The 21,851-nt window shown below is 39.1% G+C and carries 20 protein-coding genes and 1 tRNA gene; 3 read left to right on the forward strand and 18 right to left on the reverse strand.

Annotated features, from left to right (window positions below):
• Positions 1-109 precede the first annotated feature (109 nt).
• From H6731_02155 to H6731_02210, 12 genes are all read right to left on the reverse strand, one after another.
• Complete coding sequence (locus tag H6731_02155) at positions 110-2,275, reverse strand: phenylalanine--tRNA ligase subunit beta (protein USN51233.1); 2,166 nt, start codon at positions 2,273-2,275, stop codon at positions 110-112.
• 49 nt (positions 2,276-2,324) lie between these two features.
• Positions 2,325-3,344 carry a phenylalanine--tRNA ligase subunit alpha gene (gene pheS, locus H6731_02160; protein USN51918.1) on the reverse strand — a complete coding sequence of 340 codons (1,020 nt, stop codon included), beginning with the start codon at positions 3,342-3,344 and terminating at the stop codon, positions 2,325-2,327.
• An 85-nt stretch (positions 3,345-3,429) separates the two neighbouring features.
• Positions 3,430-3,774 (reverse strand): 50S ribosomal protein L20, encoded by a 345-nt coding sequence (rplT, locus tag H6731_02165; GenBank protein USN51234.1) that lies wholly within the window; start codon positions 3,772-3,774, stop codon positions 3,430-3,432.
• A 24-nt stretch (positions 3,775-3,798) separates the two neighbouring features.
• Entirely contained in the window at positions 3,799-4,026 is a 228-nt protein-coding gene (rpmI, locus tag H6731_02170; protein USN51235.1) for a 50S ribosomal protein L35, read from the reverse strand.
• 108 nt (positions 4,027-4,134) lie between these two features.
• Positions 4,135-4,716: a translation initiation factor IF-3 gene (gene infC, locus H6731_02175; GenBank protein ID USN51919.1), complete on the reverse strand. Its 582-nt coding sequence runs from the start codon at positions 4,714-4,716 to the stop codon at positions 4,135-4,137.
• 114 nt (positions 4,717-4,830) lie between these two features.
• A complete protein-coding gene (gene thrS, locus H6731_02180) occupies positions 4,831-7,098 on the reverse strand; it encodes a threonine--tRNA ligase (protein USN51236.1) in 2,268 nt (755 codons plus the stop codon).
• A 50-nt stretch (positions 7,099-7,148) separates the two neighbouring features.
• Positions 7,149-7,223, reverse strand: a tRNA-Val gene (locus tag H6731_02185).
• Positions 7,224-7,397: 174 nt separating this feature from the next.
• The gene (locus H6731_02190) at positions 7,398-7,916 is read right to left on the reverse strand and encodes a hypothetical protein (protein USN51237.1); all 519 of its coding nucleotides are present in this window, start codon (positions 7,914-7,916) and stop codon (positions 7,398-7,400) included.
• 15 nt (positions 7,917-7,931) lie between these two features.
• Positions 7,932-8,558, reverse strand: coding sequence for a DUF1810 family protein (locus H6731_02195; GenBank protein ID USN51238.1), 627 nt, complete (start codon positions 8,556-8,558; stop codon positions 7,932-7,934).
• 22 nt (positions 8,559-8,580) lie between these two features.
• Positions 8,581-8,931, reverse strand: a complete 351-nt coding sequence (locus H6731_02200) for a hypothetical protein (GenBank protein ID USN51239.1) — start codon at positions 8,929-8,931, stop codon at positions 8,581-8,583.
• Entirely contained in the window at positions 8,918-9,901 is a 984-nt protein-coding gene (gene mvk / locus H6731_02205; GenBank protein ID USN51240.1) for a mevalonate kinase, read from the reverse strand. The genes H6731_02200 and mvk overlap by 14 nt, the downstream gene beginning before the upstream one ends.
• Positions 9,902-10,032: 131 nt before the next feature.
• Entirely contained in the window at positions 10,033-10,836 is an 804-nt protein-coding gene (locus H6731_02210; GenBank protein USN51241.1) for a hypothetical protein, read from the reverse strand.
• A 670-nt stretch (positions 10,837-11,506) separates the two neighbouring features.
• Between H6731_02210 and H6731_02215 the strand changes: the two genes are divergently transcribed.
• Positions 11,507-16,090 carry a HEAT repeat domain-containing protein gene (locus H6731_02215; GenBank protein USN51242.1) on the forward strand — a complete coding sequence of 1,528 codons (4,584 nt, stop codon included), beginning with the start codon at positions 11,507-11,509 and terminating at the stop codon, positions 16,088-16,090.
• Positions 16,091-16,335: 245 nt separating this feature from the next.
• Here H6731_02215 and H6731_02220 read toward each other — a convergent pair whose 3' ends face one another.
• Positions 16,336-17,040, reverse strand: a complete 705-nt coding sequence (locus H6731_02220; protein USN51243.1) for an SDR family oxidoreductase — start codon at positions 17,038-17,040, stop codon at positions 16,336-16,338.
• Between the two features lie 249 nt (positions 17,041-17,289).
• On the opposite strand from H6731_02220, the gene H6731_02225 reads away from it, so the two are divergent.
• Together H6731_02225 and H6731_02230 are read left to right on the forward strand one after the other, a co-directional pair.
• Positions 17,290-18,234: a hypothetical protein gene (locus H6731_02225; GenBank protein USN51244.1), complete on the forward strand. Its 945-nt coding sequence runs from the start codon at positions 17,290-17,292 to the stop codon at positions 18,232-18,234.
• 279 nt (positions 18,235-18,513) lie between these two features.
• Positions 18,514-18,945 carry a hypothetical protein gene (locus tag H6731_02230; protein ID USN51245.1) on the forward strand — a complete coding sequence of 144 codons (432 nt, stop codon included), beginning with the start codon at positions 18,514-18,516 and terminating at the stop codon, positions 18,943-18,945.
• Positions 18,946-20,182: 1,237 nt separating this feature from the next.
• Here H6731_02230 and H6731_02235 read toward each other — a convergent pair.
• From H6731_02235 to H6731_02255, 5 genes are all read right to left on the reverse strand, one after another.
• Positions 20,183-20,320: an SDR family NAD(P)-dependent oxidoreductase gene (locus H6731_02235; GenBank protein ID USN51246.1), complete on the reverse strand. Its 138-nt coding sequence runs from the start codon at positions 20,318-20,320 to the stop codon at positions 20,183-20,185.
• An 8-nt stretch (positions 20,321-20,328) separates the two neighbouring features.
• Positions 20,329-20,628: an SDR family NAD(P)-dependent oxidoreductase gene (locus tag H6731_02240; protein USN51920.1), complete on the reverse strand. Its 300-nt coding sequence runs from the start codon at positions 20,626-20,628 to the stop codon at positions 20,329-20,331.
• A gap of 229 nt (positions 20,629-20,857) precedes the next feature.
• Positions 20,858-21,445 carry a protoglobin family protein gene (locus H6731_02245; GenBank protein USN51247.1) on the reverse strand — a complete coding sequence of 196 codons (588 nt, stop codon included), beginning with the start codon at positions 21,443-21,445 and terminating at the stop codon, positions 20,858-20,860.
• Positions 21,446-21,476: 31 nt separating this feature from the next.
• A complete protein-coding gene (locus tag H6731_02250) occupies positions 21,477-21,641 on the reverse strand; it encodes a DDE-type integrase/transposase/recombinase (protein ID USN51248.1) in 165 nt (54 codons plus the stop codon).
• A gap of 18 nt (positions 21,642-21,659) precedes the next feature.
• Positions 21,660-21,851 carry an IS6 family transposase gene (locus H6731_02255; GenBank protein ID USN51249.1) on the reverse strand — a complete coding sequence of 64 codons (192 nt, stop codon included), beginning with the start codon at positions 21,849-21,851 and terminating at the stop codon, positions 21,660-21,662.

Raw genomic sequence — 21,851 nt, forward strand, 5'->3', positions numbered from 1 at the left:
ACTAAGTCCTCGCGTGCGCTGCGGAATCGTTCAAAAATTTATTAAGAAGCCTTTCAACATTCTGTTTACATCACCAGACAAACAGTAGTGCAAAATAAACCAAATCCCTCTATCGCACTGTGGCACCTGTTTTTTCACGAGCTTTATCTATAAAATCCTGCATAAAAACATCCACATCTTCATCAACTAAAGTACGCTCTTGATGCTGAAAGCTTAGTCTGAAGGCAACAGATTTTTTTGCATCACCAATGTTTTTTCCGCGGTAAACATCAAAAATACTTACCTGACAAAGATTTTTGTATTTTTCATTTATCTCATTGGCTAAAGAAAATATATCTCCAACCAACACCGATTCATCCATAACAAAAGCAACATCTCTGTTTATTGCTGGAAAGCGTGAAAATGCTTTGTAGTGTGCTACCTTTGCTGCCTGGTTTGATATTTTATGCAAATCAAATTCAAAAACAAATACATCTCCCTCCACATCCAAGGACGAAGCAATATCTGGGTGAAGCTTACCAAAACAACCGGCCCATTCATCATCGATGAAAACACTTATACTATGGCCTGGGTGCACATAACACTCTTGAGCTCCATGAGAGAAACTAAGCGAAGCATTATCTCCATCCTTCCCCAGACCTAAAGCACTTAAGCACTCACTTAAAACACCTTTCAGGTGATAAAAGTCTCTTGGAGTTTCGGGGGCATCAAAAGCTCTGTAGCTTCCAAGACCAGTCATTACTCCAGAAAAATATTGGCGTTCAACAGCAAAACTATCTGAATCTAAACTACCGGAAAGCTGATCTGGATTTGGCTGGATTTCCTCACCTCGCTTACCCAAAAAAACAGTACCAATTTCAAAAAGCTGGATACTGGGTTCTTGGTTTCTTTGGTTGTGCAATACATTTTTAACAAGACCTGGTATGAGACTTGCGCGCATCACACTGTAGCGTTCGCTCAAGGGATTGAGCACTTCAACAAGCTCCTGCGAATCGTTTATAAAATGTTTTTGATATTCTTTGCTGATAAAAGCATAATTTATGGCCTCCAAAAAACCTCTGGCTACAAGACGAGCCCGCAGCTTTTTAAGAGCTGATTCTATTTTTGGATCAGTAAATAAATAGGCATCTTTAATAGTTCCAACCAGACTTTCATTAACCTTATCATAGCCAATCATACGCGCGGCTTCTTCTATTAGATCAATTTCCCTTGTCAGGTCAGAACGGAAAGTAGGTACTCGGAAATAAATAGCATCGCCACGTTTTGCTACAGTTTCAATACCAAGACGTAAAAATTTTCTACGTAAGATATCTTGATCGAAGGTTTCAGGATCCATTCCCAAAACTTCCTGAGCACGCTCAGGTCGCATGTGTATTTCTAAAGGATCAATACGTTTCCTATACGCATCGATAAGATCTCTACAAGCCTTCGCTTCACTTGTTTCAACAATTAATCGAGCTGCATAATTGAGTGCATCCACAACTCCATTAGGGTCAGTTCCTCTTTCAAAACGGTAACTGCTTTCGGTAGAAAAATTATGATGACGCGCACTTAAGCGCACATTTTTAGGCTCAAAATAGGCTGATTCAAGCACAACAGTCGTGGTTTTATGACTGATTGCGCTGTCAGATCCGCCTATCACCCCAGCTAAGGCAATTGGGCCAGCAGCATCGGCGATTACCACATCATGAGCGCTCAGCTCTATTTCGCTTCCCTCTAAAACGGTGATTTTTTCACCGTCACATGCACGACGTACTGATATTTTAAGTCTCATGCCATCTTTGGCTAAACGATCAAAGTCAAAAGCATGCATAGGCTGACCACGATCAAGCATGACATAATTGGTAATATCAACAATATTATTTATCGGACGAATTCCACATGCTTCCAGGCGCTTTTGTATCCAATCTGGGCTTTCCTGAACTTTTACATTTTCGATTACTCTTAGGGCATAACGAGGACAGTCCTCTGCATTTTCTATTTCAATAGAAACTTTTTCATGCACGGGCCCCGCCATTTCTTTAAGAGAAAGCATGGGAGAGCGTGTCCCCAAATCCAATATTGCCGCAAGTTCTCGAGAAATGCCCAAATGACTAAGAGCATCCGCACGATTTGGCGTAACACCCAATGTTATAACTACGTCATTAAAATCTTTTAATGGTGTAACACTTTCTACTTCAAGACCAGCCATGGTGAGCGACTGGCATAACTGCTCAACATCTGTCTCAGCTTTGATATCGAGATAATCCTTGAGCCAATTGAGACTAATTTGCATGGAAGCTCCAAAGGCAAGCCATTACTGAAATTCGCTCCACCTTAAAAATTTAAAATTGCCGAAGAAAACGCACGTCATTTTCGTAAAATAAACGAATATCTGGGATACCATGACGCAGCATTGCTATTCGCTCAACTCCGAGACCAAAGGCAAAACCACGGTACTTCTCACTGTCGTACCCACATGCGGTGAATACCGCAGGGTCAACCATGCCGGCTCCTAAAATTTCAATCCATCCGGTGCCTTTACATAACCTGCACGCAGGATCTTTATCACAGGCAAAACAACTTACATCAACTTCCATTGATGGTTCTGTGAATGGGAAGTAGCTTGGTCTCATTCTAATATGAGCACTTTTAGAAAAAACACCTGCAGCAAAAGCAGAAAGTGTCCCTTTAAGGTCTGCAAGAGAAACATGCTCGTCGACATAAAGGCCTTCTATCTGAGTGAACATGGGCGAGTGAGTAATATCGTCATCACGCCTAAAAACCCGTCCAAAACTCATGATACGTAATGGCGGATCTTTTTTGGCAAACATAGCCCTAATTTGGACAGGACTCGTATGAGTGCGAAGCACCACATCATCACTGACATAGAAGGTATCCTGCATATCACGTGCGGGGTGACTTTTGGGAATATTTAATGCCTCAAAATTATAAAAATCGTGTTCAATTTCCGGGCCACTTGCTTTTACGAAGCCAAGCTTTTCCAACACCGCAAAAATTGTCTCGGCAGTTTCAGTCAAAGGGTGAAGCGCACCGAAATCGTGACTGCGGCCAGGCAATGTTGTATCTATAGCTTTCTTAAGTTGTGCACTTTTTGCTGCATCATTGAGTGCTCTTTCTTTGATATCAAGTTCACTCAAGAGACTGTCTCTAACTTCATTAGCTACTTTGCCTAGATCAGCTCTCGCCTGAGCGGGAATCTTGCCAAGAGAAGACAACACTTTTTTGAGTTCGCCCTTCTTACCTAAGTAAAACGCTTTAAGAACATTCAGCTGCTCTTTACTTTGAGCTTCATAAAATTTCGAAAGCGCCTCGTCTTTAAGTTTTAACAAGGCGGATTTCAGATCGGGCACAGAAGTTTCATTAGGAGTTTGCATGAATAAATCCACAAGCAATTTTACAGAAATCGATCAGGCCCTGACTTGGGTATTATTTGATCGAATCTACCACGGCCTTAAAACCTGGTGCATCAAAACAGGCTAATTCAGCCAATACGCGTCTATCGAGAGCAACGTTATGTTTTTTTAATCCACCGATAAATGCGCTGTAGCTCAAACCGTGTTCACGAACTGCAGCATTAATCCGAGCTATCCACAATTGACGAAATTCACGTTTCTTCTGTTTACGATCACGGAAAGCAAACGCCATAGCGCGATTTACTGTCTGATTTGCTAATTTGAACAAACGGCTTTTCTTACCGTAGTAACCGCTTGCTCTCTTCAATACTCTTTTGTGGCGACGACGAGTTACCACTCCACCTTTTACGCGAGCCATAAATAACCTCTTAAAAATTAATAACTAAACTGCTAGCGATCTCATGACTAAACCAGCATCGCCTGCGCTCATAATGCCAGCTTTACGTAGATTGCGTTTGCGTTTACGATTTTTATTGGACATCCCGTGTCTAAGATTTTTCTTCTTATATTTCACGAGACCTGTACCTGTCAGAGAAAAACGCTTCTTAGCTGCGCGGTTACTTTTCATCTTTGGTTTATTCAAACCACGAGCTTTGTTACATCCTGCCATGGATCTTATTCCTTATATTCTCTAAACTACTAAAAAAACAAAGTCAGTGAGCAGATATATATATTTGCCCGTATGCGCAATACCGACTTACCGAAATTGTACTTTGCTTTATGCAGATTTCTTACTACCATTGCGGCCAGGCGCAACAATCATCACCATCTGCCGCCCTTCAAGTCTTGGATTTTGCTCAATTATTGCGTCTTCGCCTAAGGCTTCTATCACCCGATTGAGCATTTCGCGCCCCACTTCAGGGTGAACGATTTCGCGCCCGCGAAACATAACAGTTACCTTGCCCTTATCACCTTTATCCAAAAAGCGTCTTAAACTTTTTACCTTCACTTCAAAATCATGATCGCCTGTTTTAGGGCGAAACTTAATTTCTTTGAGCTCTATCTGCTGTTGTTTTTTCTTTGATTCAGCCAACTTACGGCTTTGCTCATACTTGTACTTGCCATAATCCATTATTTTACAGACAGGAGGCTTTGCACGTGGCTGAACCTCCACCAAGTCAAGATTAGCTTGTTCTGCTCGTCTAAGGGCTTGTATAGTCGGCATAATTCCTAGCTGTTCGCCATCTTCACCGATTACCCTAATTTCAGGCACCCGAATACGGCGATTGACTCTTGGCTCATCAAATCGTTCTTTGCGCCCCTGCTGTGATGAAAAATCTCCCCCCCCTGGGTTGGACATGCTCATTCTTGCTCCATAATTCATTGTTTTACACATAACCTAAAGTTATTTTCTTATTTCGTGATTTTCCCGCCACAGATTTTATTGGCAATGGGGTAACAACACCTTCTCACCTTATACAGGCTGCTTGCATTCATCACGGATAAGCTCTACCAACGCATCTAACGGATAAAAACCTTTGACTTCCTGCGACCTTAAACGCAGCGTACCGCCATTCTCCTTTACTTCTTGGTCACCAACTATCACCATCATAGGAATTTTATCTAACTGGGCATCACGAATTTTCGCTCCTAATTTATCGTGGCTTTCTTTAAATTCTGCTCTAATACCTGCACCTGTGAGAGCTTGAGCAACCTTCATAGCATGATCATTATGCTTATCACTAACAGTTAAAACCCTCACTTGCTTAGGCGAGAGCCATGCAGGAAAAGCTCCTGCATAATGCTCGATCAAAATCCCAATAAAACGTTCGACCGAACCAAATAGAGCGCGATGCAACATAACAGGGCGTTCTTTTTCCCCATTATTATTGATAAAGCTTAAATCAAAACGTTCAGGGTTATTAAAATCAAGTTGAACAGTCGAGCATTGCCACATACGCCCTAAACAATCTTTAAGTTTTATATCAATCTTAGGGCCATAGAATGCTCCGCCCCCTTCATCGGTCTGAAACGACAATTTTGTTCGCTCTACCGCCAATTTCAGGCTTTTTTCTGCACGTACCCAATCATTTAAATCACCTACATATTTTTCAGGCCTGGTAGAAATATTGACTTCAAAATCACTAAAACCAAAAGCCTTAAGCATACTCAAAACAAAAGTTAAAACTTTATCAAGCTCTTCATCTAATTGGTCCCAGCGACAAAAAAGATGGGCATCATCCTGAGTAAATCCTCTCACGCGCATGAGACCGTGCAAAACTCCAGCTAATTCATAGCGGTAAACAGTGCCAAATTCAGCCAAGCGCAAAGGCAATTCACGATAGCTGCGTGGTTTGAATTTATACATCAGTACATGAAAGGGACAGTTCATTGGTTTAAGCAAATACTCATTACCCTCCACGTTCATAGGGGCAAACATAGAATCCTGATAAAAACCTAAGTGGCCAGAAATTCGCCATAGATCGCTTTTAGCAATGTGAGGAGAATAAACCATATCGTAGCCATTATCCATGTGGCGTTTCTTGGAAAAATCTTCCACCAAAGTACGCAGTCGACCACCGTCAGGAAGCCACATCACGAGGCCAGGACCGACTTCTTCAATAGCATGCGTCTCATACTGACACTTTACTTCACACTCATTATTTTTCTGGTTAAAGCGCAAAACTTCATCCAAGACATCTTTTCTGACTTTTGCATCCTGAGCGCAGGAGAATATTCTGAGATCTGCAACAGCCTTTTCACAGTCTTCACTTTTTGGCAGTACATTTATCCCCCGCAAAGACAAGCTTTTGCTTGGCAGTTTTTCTTTGAGCTGCATAAGCAAGTCTTCCAAATGCGCAACAATTTTCTGCAAAGAGTTATGACCTACATGAGCTGCAGGCACAGACACAACAACCCGAGCCTCACTGCTTGCGACATGATTATCATCCCAAGAAGAAAATTTTTCAGAGACAAAAAAGAGATTATGGCGAGGACCAAGTTTACGGTGATCGCGGCGTTTAGCTTCTTCAAGACGAAAAATATACTCATCGAGCTCTTGTTGAGAGGCAAAAGCCACGCCACTAATACGCTGCAACATCTCTTTTGATGAGTCTCCTCTCCAATAACTTCCAGAGACACCCAGTAACTTAAAAGCCTTAATAAAGTTTCCGGATGGCAAATGAGGACCACGACATAGATCAATAAAATGAGCGCTCTCATACAGAGTAACACTGTCCCCATCGATCCAGTCTAGAATCTCTGGTTTGTATCTTTGTCCTAATTTTTCAAAAATCTCTCTAGCCTGAGCTTTATTTTTCCAGCTTTTTTTAAAACTGATGCCGGACTTAATAAGACTGGCCATTTTTTTTTCAATCAGGGCAATATCTTCTTCCAAGAAAGGTCTTCCTATATCAAAATCATAATAAAAACCTTCTTGGTGATTTTTAGGTCCCATCGTAACTTGAGCTTGGGGAAATAATTCTACCACTGCAGCGGCCAAAACATGCTCGCAGCTGTGATTGATCACGTCATGGGCCTCTGAGCATTTTGCATCAAGCAAAACGACTTGATCACCATCATTAAGCGGATCTGCCAAATCCTGAATCTTTCCATTAACAAGAGCCACCACCACCTTTTTCGCTAACTGCGGTGAAATAGATCGCGCAAGCTCTCGAGCATTGGCTCCCTGAGCCAATGCTCGAGAACTGCCATCAGGAAGTTTTATTTGAATATCAGACATAGATATCTCCCTAAAAACGAAAAAAGCCCCGCATGCGGAGCTATTCTATTTGGTAGGCACGGCAGGTTTCGAACCAGCGACCTCTTCCATGTCAAGGAAGCGCTCTACCCCTGAGCTACGCGCCTAAATACCGGGTGAACACACTAAGCCAGCTTAAGCATATACTGTCAATAAAGTGCCTCTAAGTTTTTCCAAAGATTTTAGAGGTCAGTTCAAGAGCTCGACTATTCTTTGGCTATGAAGATTTTTTTTCACTCGTACGAATTAATTACCAAGGGCCAAAGAATTTCAACTTACTTCTAATGCTCACCTAAAAATAAACCGCAAAAAGCACATTCGCCTTCTTTTAACTCTCCGCTCTCGCCACAAGCAGGGCATGAAATCATTTCCTGAGACAGATCGATAACCTCATTTACTACCTGCCCTTTTCCTTCTTTAGCAACCTGAGCATGAAACTGACCTTCAAGTGCTTCTTTGCATGCACCCACATCGCTCTCTTTCACCAACAAAACATATTTCATAGAGCAGGATGTTGTTCCAACTACAGCGCTTCCATCATTACACCCCAAATTGACAGGATAGACGGCAGACGAAATTCGTGACTTTTCAAGAATTCTTTCAAGCTCTCGGCATTGGGAAAGACCGCCCTCAACCAGCGGCACAGTAACTTCTTTTAGAAGTTCTTCTTTTGACAAAAGTCTATCAGCATTTGGTGGCGCAACTTTTGCTTCTTCTTCGCTCAGTAATTTTTTGTCACATACGTAACAAACTTCGATATAATCCAGATATTCATCCTTACAAGAAGGGCATATTTTCATAAGCTTAAGTCCTCTTCACCATTCGTACCAAGCAAAATTTCTCAAATTAGCAAAGGCCTTAAAAAGTCTTGGTCTTTTGCTGAGCTCATCATGAGCCTTAGTGAGCCAAAATGTAAGAGCAAATTCTATGCGGCCATGATCGATAGCGGGAATGATATCGCTATTGGGAATATTACCACCACTCGTTTTCCATTCACCCTTTTGATGTTGTTTCAACAGGCCAAATATCTCTTCTAAAATTTCCGCCCATTGGTCAACATCAGTATTTTGCAGCACATATTCAACTTCCTTCTCTTCGATCTTAGTTTTAGGCAAGGGCTCACTAGCACCAGGTTTTTCAGTTGGAAACACCCACCAAATCCAGTGAGAAATTTTTCGCCCTTGTTTTTTTAACTCGCTTAAAATGCTCGGAAAATTATTTTTTTGTTTAATCAGCAGCTGCCTTGTTTCCAAACTAATATTTTTTCCCTCGTTTTCAGAAGAAGCTTCGCCATGTTTTTTGTCTGTCTTATCTTCTTCATATTTGCGCTCTGGTTGAGCGACACTAGCCTCGGAATCTTTGTTTTTTTTTAAAATGCGGTCATTATGATTACATGCAGCCACAGATAACAACAAAACTAAAGACAGCAATGTCTTGACCATAGAAAACCTCTAAATAACAAGCTTAGGTACTAAAAATCATTTTAAATTGAGTGTCCATTATTTTGGCATATTCGGAAACAACAATGAAAATTCCACTACCACTCAGACTGATTGAGGCTTCGCAGCGATATTCTTTGATAAGCATATTAACTTGAAGACACCTTTTCATACGCAAAGCATCGAGCAACAAGGAACCTTCGTGCAGGTGAAGCTTAAATTTGTTGCTATCTTTAATAGGAGACAAGCGAGCATAATAACGAATAGCCTCGTCCCCACCACCAAGTTCTATAAGCGCTGGCTCATTCAGATCAAGGGCATTGAGAAATAAAATCGCTTCTGCATCTGATTTTGCTTTTTTCTTACGATAATTCATTCGGTCGCACCTGTACAATCAAGCTTTGGTACCCAGCAGCCTTAAAAGCGTTAAAGATATCTGTTTCATTTCCATCAGCCAAGGCTATCACAGCACCACCACCTCCAGCCCCCGTCAGTTTTGCTCCTAAAGCGCCTCTCTCCCGCGCGATGGCGCAAAGTTTTTCAACCTGAGGTGTGGATAAAGAAAGCGCATTCAAATAGCCTTGAGCAATATTCATTAGATCCCCTACCTGAGATTTATGACCTTGGATCAACGCAAATTCCATTTCATCAGCTATTTGATCAAGTCCTAAAAAAATATGTTCATAGGCTTTTTCTTGGCGATTTTTTCTAAGCCCAAGTTCCCGAACAGCATTTTTTGTTCCCTCGTGTGGGCCAGCAATTCCAAGAACTAAAGTGATAGGAGAAGCCAATTTTATTGAATGTACTTCCACAGATATTGCCGTCTTTCGAAATGAAAGAGCTACATTCCTCATAATAACTGCATGATCAATCCCGGAAGCTTGGCCATGAAAAATACTTTCTAAAGCCATAACATGCCGTTCTAGCTCGAATTCGTCAGCCTCTCTCGATAAGTAGCGAAAAACACCCTTTACTAAAGCAACACTTAAGGCGGCAGATGATCCCAGGCCGGTCCCTAAAGGCAGTGATCCTTCAACCACAATTGCCAATTCACTCACATGCTTACCAAGATTATTACGCAAATAACTTAAGGCAGATTTAAGTACCTGAGGGCCATTGGTCGAATCTAAATATGCTTCGCCCATAAAAAATGGGCCTAATCCTCTTAACACAGGCCCCTCAGCCCCTGTGTATTCTTTTGGCCTGGGCATCACTGCCACCCGTACTCCGCAATCAATAGGCACAGCGATAGCCTTGGCACCATAAACAACCGCATGCTCACCCACGAGAATTACTTTCCCTGGAGCATAACTAAAAGCAACTTGGGAGGGTTGTGAAACATACATGAGGAGCTACCTAGCAGATGGGACTCAATCAAACCCCTTCTTCCCTAGAATAAATTCACAAATTAAAAAAGACCGGTAAAAATTTTTCAAGCAACAAAGCATAGGCATCAAGCTTAGAATGAGTAAAAATTCTACTTACCTGGCACCTCATTAATAAATTGCCAATTTTTGCTTACCTCATCTCCTCTAGAATGCTTTGTAGGCGCAGAATTCCTACTATACGGATGCGATTTTGCAACACTTTTACCAACTGTATTCTTTGAACAAATAGCAGTTAACTGAAACTTAAAACCTTCTAATTTTTTATATAATTCACTTGCTCTTTTAATGTGGCTTACCGAGTTTGCATTTTGAAAAGAATAAGGCAGTTGCTTAATAACTCGAATATCAGAATTTCTAAAATACCACAGACTGTTTGCTTGCACATCAGCGCGACTTTCTACGAGAAAAAGGAACTGGCTATAAGCCAAACAGATGCTTTCCCTTATGTCACACTCCTCCTTGCGCTCACCTCTTGATACTGGTTGTGGAGGATATCGAACATTGATGTTGGTCAATTGTACGAGAAGCTCTAAATATTTTTCATCAAAATCAAAGTAATGAGTATTTAATTCTTTATCTATCCTTTGCAGCTCACTTTCACCAATGCCGTTCAAAACTCTATCATTGTAATCGCATACACCCGCATAATTAATCAGCCTATCGAAATTCTGCTTAACCACGCGATAGTCAGGGCTAAAAATAGAGCTCGTAAAATTTTGCTCATCGTGATTTTTTGCAAAAAAAGGCCGTGTTTTATTAGTCACCTTGGCAGCGGGTTCGCTATTGCAGATAAAGTCAATGCTCATCAAATTTGGAGGAGACATCGTTGAGTTTTGTGCTAAAGAAAGTTGAGCAGCAAGCCCAAAGCAACAACAAAAAAATTTTATATTCATACATTTTTTCCAAACATAAATAATTAACATAAGTCTTCAATAAGTTATCCCAATTTTAGGAATCGATATTGCTAAGGATTCCTTTGAAATTTCACAGCTTATTCAAGAAAAATATTATTCGAAGAAATCTTCTAACAAGGAAAGTGGCATTAAACAACTAAGAGACTGTTTTGAAAATCAATATGGCGTTGTTATGCCGTTTTAGCAAAATATTTACACGTTAAATAAATATAAAAATTAAGCGCAGTCACTTATCATCCCTGTTTTGACTACGATCACGTGTCATATTGACCATTATCCCTTGTCATCCCCGCGTAGGCGGGAATGATAAGTGATGGTAGTGCTTAAAACGGGGATGACAAATAATTGTGGACAAAAATATTTTCTCAGCTTAGTAAAAATACTTTCAAAACATTTTTGAGCTTTGCTTAAGCTTTTGACCAAAAAAGACTTAAAAGCAGCCTCTATGTTAACAGTATGTTGCAGTAAGAAACTACGGTGATGATAAGGCATTTTTCACAACACAAACTAAGATAACGACACACGGCGTCCCTTACATATATTGACACTTTAATTTCACACGACAACATAATAAATCTCTCACTAATTAAAGATTATCACTATAAAACTATTTGTTTTCTTTTGTTTTTTTAGCATTCTAGGGGTTTTAATGAGAGCTGTTTTCGGTTTATTAATTTTTTTTGTTGCATCTTTGGCTTTCAGTGATTTCACTCTTCCTTCTTTAAAGACAGACTATGAAAAATTGGTTTTTTTGCTTTATATAAAAAAAAACGTGCCAAAACTATTTGCTGATGCAGCCAAACACGACATTGATCTCTTTACCCTACTAGAAAATGAATCTGAGCTCGTTGAAGAATTAAAACAACAGCCTGATTTTGATAAAATTTTTAATAGAAAACAGTATCTCAACCTAACCATTCGCCCAAACGACAACATCTATATTGGAGACGTACAAATCGACCCACAGGCAATTTTTTCTTGGAAAGATAGTTTGGGTAAAAAAGTAGCACTTGTTCAAGAAGTATTTAAAACACCAGGCGAATTTCTACAAACAATAACAGCTCATAAATTCCTAGAATTAGATCCGTTGGTCCTACTAAATAAAATTGGAGTTGTTGAAACTAAAAATAAAAAAGAAAAGGCTAGACTGATTAAAGAGTTTAAAAGCAGAAACGACATTCTTATAAAATGCAAACAATTCAATACAATGGCTGAAAAATACTCTTGTATCCTCGAAAATTCCGAGTTTCTAGTTGGTCTCCCCCATCTTCCAACGACTGAAAAGATAAAAGGAGTCATCGATGGTATTTTATCTGATAACGATGTTCTGGACTCTTTTCCTCTAGGCGCAGTATTGAACCATCTTAATCCATACAATTGGCATGAGGCCAAAGAGTCAATAGAAAAACTTAAAGCTGATGATTTGATATTCTTCACTGATAATGATGCATTAACACCTATTCTTACTTCACTTCTAAACAATGAGACGCAAGAAGCTAATTTAAGCAAAGTATTAGGCCGAGTTAATAAAGAGTTTAATACCTATGCATCACAGACAATATCTCAAAGGACGCTAGCAACTCGCAGTGTTGAGCTTATTGAGGTGCCTCCACTGATTGGAATTTTTCGTGGATGCGTAGGCGGAGATTGCTCATCACAATATTCATTTCCATACCCAAATGATCCCCATGAAAGAGTCTTTTTCATCAAAAGCTTAAAGAAAAAAGATCAGCTTAAAGGATATGTGAGTGCAACAGAAGTGTCGCTAACAATTAACGGTAAGCTTGAAAAGGCGCTTTACATTCATACCATCAGCGGAGTTAATGTCACCGCGCAAGAAGCAGAGCTAATCTTAAGAGGCTTTGAAAAAATAAAATACCAATTTGGTGTCAACTATATTGTTCTTCCCATCAGCAAAAATATTGCTAGCTTAATAAATTATCCCTCGATAATGGGAGTATACAAAGCTCATATCAATGGAGCAGAAGAGGTTGACATTTCATATCAAAATAAAAATCTCAGGCTTGCCATACAGAATTATAGCCCAGCCTCAGGATATAACAGAGGAGATTACGACCACATAGACAACAATTTAACAGGCATTGTTCTTTCTTTTGAGCAAGGTAACCAAGTCGATGCAAATGTAAGCATAGGCGGTGAAATCAACAATAATAACCATGATTACCCATTATCCAAAGCTGAGCTTTCTGAATTCATTCTAGAACTAGAAGCATCAAACAGAAGCAATACAGTTTATAGAATCTTGAATACGCTAAAATCTAAAGAAGAATTTGGGACCCAGTACATTAAGGACATTCAATATTTTTCTACTCTCATAAAAAATAAGAATGATCGAATTTTTAATGCATTAAACAAAAATAATAATCTAAAAACTGTTGAAGCTTATGAATCACTCCTTTTAGGCAAGCTTAAGACATTGGGGCTAGAATCTAGTTACTTGGACAAGAATCCTGAGTTAACGATTTTCGGACGTGTTAACTGTATTGACGCTTTTTTAGAACAAAACCTGGATGAAACAGTAAGGCTTGCCCTTAAAGATACTCGTGTTTCAAGTCGCACATTGGTCATCCAACTACTTATCGATAATCTGCGGACGAATAATAAAATCGCAGCAGCGATCGCTAGATTTTTAGAGGATCCGGATTCGAAAGTAAGAATTGCGGCTTTCATAGCATTGGTTAATATCCGTCCTCAAGATAAAGAGTCTTTAGACTTAATTTTTAAGACATCAAAAAGTGATGACGCTGACATCAGGCAGGACAGCATTGGAATCCTGTTATTACTTGGTCGTATTAAATCAATAGACAAAGAGCATCTTAAAATTATTTTAAAACTTTTAAAAAGCGAAAATTGTACGCTTAAGTGGGCAGTTACAAATGCACTTGCAAAAATCGATCCTCAAAATCCTAAGATTGCGCAAGAGCTAGCTCGAATATTGCAAGATGCACAGGATCCTGATTTTAGAGAAACTGTCATTACCGCACTTGTTGCGATAAAGCCGCATGATGAAGGGACGTTAACTATACTTTTAGACTCTTTTAAGTCTAACCTAGTTTTGCGTCGAGAAGAAGTTAGAGATGTACTTATACAGATCAAACCACAGAGTTCTAAGATTACGCAAGAGCTGGCTCGAATGCTGCAAGATAAGAATGACTACCTGAGGAAAGATGTTTCAAACATACTTGTTGCTATCAAGCCAAAAGATGAAGAGACTATAGCAATACTTTTAGAGAGTCTTGGCTCGTGTAATGATCAAATTATTTCTATGCTCGCGCAAACCATGCCAAAAGATGGTCCGCTACTGGATAAACTTTTGGAGCTTCTAAAAAGCAACGAGTTGTCAGTTCGTTACAATGCCATCCGACTACTTCGAATAATGAAGCTCAACACTCCTAAGATTTCAGCCGAAATTGCTCATCTTGTGGGAGATCAATACGACAATATTGGCGTAGAAGCTCGGTCTGCACTATATGAGATTAAACCAAGAGATAGCGAAACCATAAAAATAATTTTAGGTTTTTTATCAGGCAAGAATTATTTTAGGATCGTGGAACGAGCTGCAGATGTACTTATCTTAATCGAACCACAGAGTCCTGAGATTGCGCAAGAGCTGGCTCGAATGTTGCAAGATGAGAATGCCTATCTGAGGGAAGTTGTTTCAAAGGTACTTATTGCGATCAACCCAAAAGATGAAGAGACTTTAAACTTAATTTTTAAAGCCTCAAAAAGCGATGACACTAATATCAGACGCGACAGCATTGGAATCCTATTATCACTTGGTCATATTAAACCAACAGATGAAGAACCTCTTAGAAATATTTTAGACTTTTTAAAAAGCGAAAATTATATGCTCAGAAAAAAAGCTGCAGATGCACTTGAGGACGCCGCTGCAAATACACCATTAAAACTACAGAACCCTGAGACTGCGCAAGGTCTAGCTTTAATATTGCAAGGTGCACAGGATCCTGATTTTAGAAAAACTGTCTTTACTGCACTTGTTGCAATAAAGCCCCAAGATGAAGAGACCATAGCAATACTTTTAGAATCTTTAAAATCTCACGTAATGCGGCAAGACTCTTGGCGCAGAACGGAAGCTAGAGATATACTTATACAGATCAAACCACAGAGTTCTAAGATTGCGCAAGAGCTAGCTTTAGTGTTGCGAGATGAGAAAAAAGATAACGATTTAAGGGAAGCCGTCTCAAGCGTACTTGTCGCCATCAAGCCAAAAGATGAAGAGACTATAGCAATACTTTTAGAAGATATTGACTCGTGTAATGATCAACTTATTTCTATGCTCGCGCAAACCATGCCAAAAGATGGTCCGCTGCTGGATAAACTTTTGGGGCTTCTAAAAAGCAACGAGTACTATGTTCGTTACAAAGCCATTCAACTACTTCGAATGATGAAACTCGACACTCCTAAGATTTCATCCGAAATCGCTCATCTTTTGAAAGATAAATACGACCATATTCGCGTAGAAGCTCAGTCTACACTCGGGGAGATTAAACCAAGAGATAATGAAACCATAAAAATAATTTTAGGCCTTTTATCTGGCGAGAATAATAATTTTAAGCAATCAGCTGCAGAAGTACTTATCCAGATCAAGCCACAGAGTCCTGAGATTGTGCAAGAGCTAGCTCGAATGTTGCAAAGTGAGAAAGTTGATGATGTCAAGAAAACTGTCTCAAATGTACTTGTTGCGATAAAGCCACAAGATGAAGAGGCCATAGCGATACTTTTAGAGGATATTAGCTCATATAGTAATCAACTTGTCACTATGCTTGCTGAAATTTTACCAAAAAATACTGAGTTGCGAGACAGACTATTGAAGCATCTAAAAAGCAACAAGTGGTTAGTGCGTTATAATGCTCTTCAACTACTTCGAATGATGAAGCTCGTCACTCCCGAGATGACAAGCGAAATCGCTAAGTTTGTAGGAGATAAAAAGCCCGATGTCAGGTACGAAGCTCGGATTACGCTCGTTGAGAATCAATCAATAGATAGTGAGAGCATAAAAATAATCTTGGGCTTTTTAAAAAGTGAAAATAAATTCATTTGCCAATCAGCTAAAAATGTACTTATTGAGCTCAAACTTCAACGCCTTGAGATTAAACAATATCTAGCTCAAATGTTACAAGATGAGAAAGATGATGATGTAAAGAAAACTGTCTTAGATGTACTAGAGGCTTTCTTAGATAAGAATTCCTAGTTTTAGACGGGTATACGGCCTTGAATTGATGTCAGCAAACTGCGTTGGCGAGGATTTATTTCTATCTCTTTGGCAGATTTGAAGTGCCATAAAAGCTTTTTGATTTAGCCCAAGTACAAGTTCCATCAAAAATTCTATTGGGGCAAGGTTTCGAGAAAATTAACTGCCAAACCCGGGTAGGCACCAATTTGTGTTTTCAGTCTTCATCGAGATGGCTTTAGTCTGTTATTTAGCAGTGATAAACATTAGCCAATACTCATGCCACCATCGACAAATATAGTCTGCCCGGTGATAAATCCCGCATCATCTGACAACAAAAACTCAACTACTGCGGCAACTTCTTCGGGCTTCCCGATTCGTTTTAACGGTATTTTCATAAGCCTCTCATTCGCTAAGGAGCTTCCTTCTGGGCGATGCTTGCGATACATTTCTGTCTCGATTGGTCCAGGTGCCACAGTATTTACTGTAATACCGTACTCAGCAAGTTCTAAGGCAAGGCTTCTTGCGAAACCAACTAATCCCGCTTTGGAGGCTGCATACATGCTATTACCTGAAAGACCTAATACTGCTCGGCTTGCAATATTTACGATTCTTCCTTTTTCCTTTTCTTGCATCCTTGGCGCAAAAATCTGGCATATGCGAATAGCAGCGAAAAGGTTAAGATTCATGGCTTGAGAAAAATCGGAAAATCTAATCGCATTGAATTCAGCAGGGATTGCAACACCAACGTTGTTAACGAGTCCATCGATTTGATTGTCAGCAGCAATGCGATGGAGGATTTCGTCATCTTTGTTTTGGGCAAGATCAATAGAAATCAACTCACCAGGAAATTTCTCAGTGCTCGTCGAACGTGCCAACCCAATAACGTGATGGCCTAGGCGCGAGAGACGCTGTGAGATTGAAAATCCAATTCCTCTCGATGCCCCTGTTACAATATAGGTCTTGTTCATTTTAAATCTCATAATGATTTACGATTGATATGACGATTATTGAGCACCAGAAAAACTACGCAAGGGCCAAAAACTAATAGGATTAGCGGCATTTGAATAAAGCTCACATTTACTAAACCTATCCCATGCTGAGCTACAGGAAAAATTATTTCGCAAGCTCACTGGTTTTTTAATGGCTCTAACATATCATCGATAGGATTTTTATTGCTGTAATTATATCTTGAAGTTTATAGTATCTAAGGTCTTTTTATGATGCTTAATACCAAAATTTTTTTTTGCATTATCACTTTTTTGTTTGTAGTTTCTTTCTCTTTTGCCTTTGATGCTCAAGGCGATGACAAGCATTTTTCGTTTATGAGAAAATTTGCTGGGAAAATACAACTCGCCTTCAAAACATTTCAGAAAGATGGGGTCGAAATTACAGTAATTGCTGTTTCTCACTATGCCCAAAAAGATTTTTTTACTGAGGCATCCTCTGCCATCGACAACAAAGCGGTCTTATATGAACTACAATACGCTACTGCTGATATGATTAAGGATTTACAAAATTCATATACAAGTTTGAGTGAAAAATCTGCCGCTCGATATATTTATTTATCTAAAAATCTTGGAACAATATACAGCTACATGTCATTAGCCTCCGACAGCTCTTGTCTCAACAAAATTATATTTCTTTCAGTTGGAGCGACATGTGATCAGTTTAGAGGCCTTTCTTACGAAAAAGCCTGTGAATTAATTCACGCTGACTATCCTCCAGATGAATTTACTAAAGTAAATTTTCATAATACGCTCAAAAACTCAGAGCAGCTACTAATGAATCGCGTGCTGTTTCCACTCAATAAGTTTCCTGTTGCCCTATTAAATATCTGCGAATTATTGCTGGAATACGCTGGCGTACCTTTACTGAGTAAAACCGCATCATTTATAGGATTGCGCCAATTATTTGAGGATACTTCGTTAAAATTTCATAAAAATATCTGCGACGACGTGGTAGAAGATGAATTTAAACGACAAGTTGAAGACATAAAAAATATAAACCAAATTGTGTTTTCTAAGCTTGAAGAAATATTACAAAATAACGAACACTCTAAACTATGTATCCTTTACGGATATAATCATTGCCCAGATTTCCAAAAATATTTAGAAGATACTGGTTTTGAGCTTGTCTTAGTTAATTGGGTTAGTGCATATTGATACGCCCACAACCTAAAAATCAATTGTGGGCTGTAACTTTGTATGCTCAGTTCCTATTGACTACTAAAACGCCAGGTATTTTTTGGTCCGCTCTCATCAAACCCAGTCGAGTATATTTGCTTTTAAAGATATTCTCTACTCAATCCTTTTTTAAAGCTGCCCTTGTTGGGCTTACGAAATTAATTCATTAGCGCAAATATTTTTATTGGACTTATTTGTTTAAGTTGTGCGACAGCGCCGTTCACAAACTTTTATCTTACCGTTCTTTGGGAGAATGTTATGAAATATTTAGTGCTCACATTTTTTCTTATGGCCTATCCAGCTTTAAGCGGCTTTGACCTTGAGGAAGGTGACTTCTCAAGACGGGAAAAGCATTCTCTTTTGCTCGCAAAATTGGCAGATGATTCATATAAAACGCTTGAGCCTATTTTGAAAAGCTCCGATCCAATTTGCAATACAATAAAAACCCAAAGGTACGCGCTTAAACTAGCACTCGCTATGATTTATCTCAAAGACTCAGAAGCCGAGCAATGCTTAAAACTAGAAAATTACCTCGAATCTGAAAAGTTGCATCTAACCTATCGACCAAATCTTTCATCCATTGAAATTGCTATTCCAGAAACACTAGGGATTAAAATGCGCACCGAAATTATCGAGATCACTTATCTTATTTTTTCCCCCAGCATAAATGTCAGGCTTTCTGTCCAATAATCGAACTTGAGCTGAGCGCCATTTCCATAGGACATTTTCTTAACCTTCGTCCGCCAAGCTAACTTATGCGAACGTTGAGCTGTTTGTTGTGATGTCTAAACGAGGAGACTCTCCCCAAGGCTTATAGAAGGACAAAGCCCAAATTTCTCTTTAGCCCCGGATTAGATCATGTAAAAATGCCATTTGGCAGGGTCTTTTGAAAATTAGGACAAAAAAAACGAGGATCCTTATTCCTAAATTCCCTGCCTAGCATGGATTCATTAAGGCCAAATAAGCTACTTTCTAGCAAATAAGTGTGGTCCTACCCGCCGGAATCGACAAGATCGTTTGGAAAAATTACACTCTGACCGATACCTAGGTTCAAATGGTATTTAAAAAAGGACTAAAGCTAGGTTATGAAACTATTTTACTGTGGCTAAGCTTTAACGTGAAAGCAACAAAATATAGTGGCGAATATTGGTCACTATTATGTACTTCCCACCAATAGCATTTTGGGCTAGTAGCTTCGTACTCGTGCTTAAACATGCTAGAAATATGTGGGTTATATCGCGTCTCAAAAATTACGCGAATAGTATTGTTCTCGTTAATTTCTACCTTATTAAAATAGTATTCAGCTCCAAAATGTACATTGTTTATAGGTGAATCCGAGGTTTTAACAAATTTAATATTGTCTTTATTGATAGTATGCCATGAGCTATTTAGATCGAATTTAAATTCATGCAAGCCTATAATGATTTCTTCATCATTTTTTGCTTTATCTAATAAGCACTTAAAATCTTGATTTTTAAAAAAATCAGTAACAATTTGCGAGTCGAGAGATGCACCGCAAACAAAAAATGAAAATAAAATGTTTGTGAACAAGAATAAAAAAAGGTGTGAGATATAAGCTTTCATAAATCTTTTCTAAGTAATATTGTGGCAAAAATATACAGACCTTCTTCCTTAAAGTCATTGTCTTCTAATTTCAATACCTTATTTGATCTATTTCCTTAAAAATCTCTGTTTGAGAAAAATCTTTAACCAAGGATTTTGTGCTACAAAAATCAAACTGAGATTTTTCTACGATTTCTATCCTTAAATGAATAAAAACGCCTCGTCATATTTAATAATTTAGTCCAATAGCTAAAGCCTTAAATCCAATCTTAGCTGCCTCAATTAATTTTTTTCGAGGTATTTGTGAGGCTGCTTTTATTATTTGGCGGTTTTTTTCGCCAGTAATGTGCGGCATAATTATTTTTTAAAGCTTGAATGATTTTGAAGCAGCATAAACTGCCGCATATGGAATGGGCGAAAAGGCGGCGGTTGATGCAATATTGATGATGGTTCCCTTCTTTTGTGCCTTAAATTTTTTAGCGGCTGCATAAGACAGCTCCACCAGGACGCTTATGTTTTTAGGTTAATCATGTCCCAATAAGTTTCAGAAGGTATGTCACTAAATAAGCCCCACTTTCCAAAACCCGCATTGTTGACCAGTAAATCAAAATTCTCCTCACTGTTTAAAATTGTTTGTGCTAAATCTTTGACACTTTCCTTACAACCCAAATCCACCGAGGCGGTCTGGACGGCGACACCGTAGTTTTGCTTTAACTCACCGGCTAGTTTTTCAAGCTTGTCACTAGAACGCGCGGTCAAAAAAAGATCTAAGCCTTGCTTAGCTAATTCTAAAGCCAGGGCCTGTCCTATTCCAGAAGAAGCACCCGTAACATCGCCTTTTTACAATTAATTTTTGCGTTCATCTAACACCTTTGATTTTAAGACTTTCTTGCAGTTACTTTTTTTGATTAATTAACAAAGTGAAGAACTTAATATTTAAGGATTTTTTTAAACTAAATTAACGGATTAAACTAAAAATTATTCTTAAGCAAAATGCTTGATTTTCTTATGTATTTTTTTAGCAAAAAATAACGGACAATCAGTGGTTTGGCGTTTTTTGACTGTAGTGTTTTTGGATGAAGTCGTTTTGTAGCCACAATAATTTACCAAAAGCCCTGATAGCCTTAGCTTTTATGGCAAAATCTAAGTTTGACTCCAAAATAGTTTTATTTATAGCGTCGTTCACAAAACCCATTAAAGCATTCATCTGCACATTCGGGATATAAATATCTGGATTGCCAGCCCAATAAGTGTGGATTTTGCCCACCATATCTAGGTATTTAACCATGCAATCATTATAAGGCATGGTGACAAGGCGTTCTAAGTACCGGGCGAGATGTTGTTTGCGAAAGCTTATTTGCGGGTGATCAGCTTTAAGGTCTTCGAGCTTATTTGGTATTTCCCCAGTGTAGCCATGCTGTCTTGGTAAAAAATGGCGCCAGGTGGCATCTTGAGCTTGGAGTTTTTCATAAACCTGATCAACGAGTTGTGGCACCAAGGGCGCTAGAAAATCTGCTGCCCCATGGATGGCACTGATATCTTCAGAGCTAAAACCCATAAATTCCGCTAAATACTCAAAACGGTAGGAATTGTCACTTTCTAAACGTTCTTCATCGATATGTTTCATGCTAAAAATCCTATAAGGTAAAAACTAAAGCTTACAAAATTATAAGCTCAGCTAGCTGCTTTTTATTTCGGGTTTTGCTAAGATAAAAATCGATAGTCTGTCCCCGTGAATCGATAGCCCTATAGAGATAGAGCCACTTCCCCTTTACTTTGACGTAGGTTTCATCAAGCTTCCAAGAATCATTTGGTGATTTCAAAAAGTAGCTGGCGCGCTTTTATATCTTGGGAGCATAGTGCTGAACCCATCGGTAGATTGTTGTATGATCGGCATTTAGACCACGCTCTTTCATCATCTCTTCTAGGTCACGATAACTGCCCCTGTAACAAAGATACCAACGTACGCAAAGAAGGATTGCTTCGCCTTGATAATGGCGCCATTTAAAATCTGATGAAGTGTGTTTTCTCAT

This window comes from Myxococcales bacterium, from assembly GCA_023898405.1.
Classification (GTDB): domain Bacteria; phylum Myxococcota; class UBA727; order UBA727; family JABDBI01.

Bases quoted from the DNA above. Each gene is read 5' to 3' on its own strand.
- H6731_02155 (USN51233.1), bottom strand. From the start codon at position 2,275: ATGCAAATTAGTCTCAATTGGCTCAAGGATTATCTCGATATCAAAGCT.
- rplT (USN51234.1), bottom strand. From the start codon at position 3,774: ATGGCTCGCGTAAAAGGTGGAGTGGTAACTCGTCGTCGCCACAAAAGA.
- rpmI (USN51235.1), bottom strand. From the start codon at position 4,026: ATGGCAGGATGTAACAAAGCTCGTGGTTTGAATAAACCAAAGATGAAA.
- infC (USN51919.1), bottom strand. From the start codon at position 4,716: ATGTCCAACCCAGGGGGGGGAGATTTTTCATCACAGCAGGGGCGCAAA.
- thrS (USN51236.1), bottom strand. From the start codon at position 7,098: ATGTCTGATATTCAAATAAAACTTCCTGATGGCAGTTCTCGAGCATTG.
- H6731_02190 (USN51237.1), bottom strand. From the start codon at position 7,916: ATGAAAATATGCCCTTCTTGTAAGGATGAATATCTGGATTATATCGAA.
- H6731_02195 (USN51238.1), bottom strand. From the start codon at position 8,558: ATGGTCAAGACATTGCTGTCTTTAGTTTTGTTGTTATCTGTGGCTGCA.
- H6731_02200 (USN51239.1), bottom strand. From the start codon at position 8,931: ATGAATTATCGTAAGAAAAAAGCAAAATCAGATGCAGAAGCGATTTTA.
- mvk (USN51240.1), bottom strand. From the start codon at position 9,901: ATGTATGTTTCACAACCCTCCCAAGTTGCTTTTAGTTATGCTCCAGGG.
- H6731_02210 (USN51241.1), bottom strand. From the start codon at position 10,836: ATGAATATAAAATTTTTTTGTTGTTGCTTTGGGCTTGCTGCTCAACTT.
- H6731_02215 (USN51242.1), top strand. From the start codon at position 11,507: ATGAGAGCTGTTTTCGGTTTATTAATTTTTTTTGTTGCATCTTTGGCT.
- H6731_02220 (USN51243.1), bottom strand. From the start codon at position 17,040: ATGAACAAGACCTATATTGTAACAGGGGCATCGAGAGGAATTGGATTT.
- H6731_02225 (USN51244.1), top strand. From the start codon at position 17,290: ATGATGCTTAATACCAAAATTTTTTTTTGCATTATCACTTTTTTGTTT.
- H6731_02230 (USN51245.1), top strand. From the start codon at position 18,514: ATGAAATATTTAGTGCTCACATTTTTTCTTATGGCCTATCCAGCTTTA.
- H6731_02245 (USN51247.1), bottom strand. From the start codon at position 21,445: ATGAAACATATCGATGAAGAACGTTTAGAAAGTGACAATTCCTACCGT.
- H6731_02255 (USN51249.1), bottom strand. From the start codon at position 21,851: ATGAGAAAACACACTTCATCAGATTTTAAATGGCGCCATTATCAAGGC.